The 636-nt window shown below is 69.5% G+C and carries 1 protein-coding gene; it reads left to right on the top strand.

The features are described from left to right. A partial coding sequence (locus tag DMH01_RS42535) for a GntR family transcriptional regulator (protein WP_148106611.1) occupies positions 1-636 on the top strand: 636 nt, incomplete at both ends.

Here is a 636-nt window from a genome sequence, read left to right as displayed (position 1 = left end):
CGCGAGGCCGTGCGCCGCCTCCAGTCCGACGGGCTGGTCGAGGTCGTGCGCAACATCGGCGCCCGGGTCGCCGTCTTCGACTCCGTACAGGTCGAGCACACCCTCAACGTGCTGGCCCGGCTGGAGGGCTACGCCACGGCCATCTGCGCCCCCCACATGGACGCGGCCAAGATCCAGGAGTCGCGCGAGATCAACGAGCGGATGAAGGAGGCGCTGGAGGAGTTCGACCCGACCTCCTTCACCGCGCTCAACCGCGAGTTCCACTTCTCGCTCTACCGCCACTGCCCCGACGAGCACCTCAACGCCCTGCTGGAGTCGGAGTGGGCGCGGCTCGACCACATGCGCCGCTCCAGCTTCACGTACGTGCCGGGGCGGGCGCGCAAGTCGGTGGAGGAGCATGACCGCCTGCTGGGCCTGATCGAGAACGACGCCGAGGCCGGGGTGATCGAGCAGGCCGCCCGCAACCACAAGATCGCCACCGCCGACGCCCTGCACACCCAAGCCGAGCACACCCGCCAGATCGTCGCCGCCGGCGGCCACTTCCTGTTCATCGTCAAGGCCAACCAGCCCACGCTCCACCGCAGGCTCAAAGCGCTGCCCTGGCGCGAAGCGATCCTCAACGACCGCACCGACGAG

Source organism: Amycolatopsis sp. WAC 04182 (genome assembly GCF_003947465.1).
GTDB lineage: Bacteria > Actinomycetota > Actinomycetes > Mycobacteriales > Pseudonocardiaceae > Amycolatopsis.
This window is presented reverse-complemented; position numbering and strand designations above follow the sequence as displayed.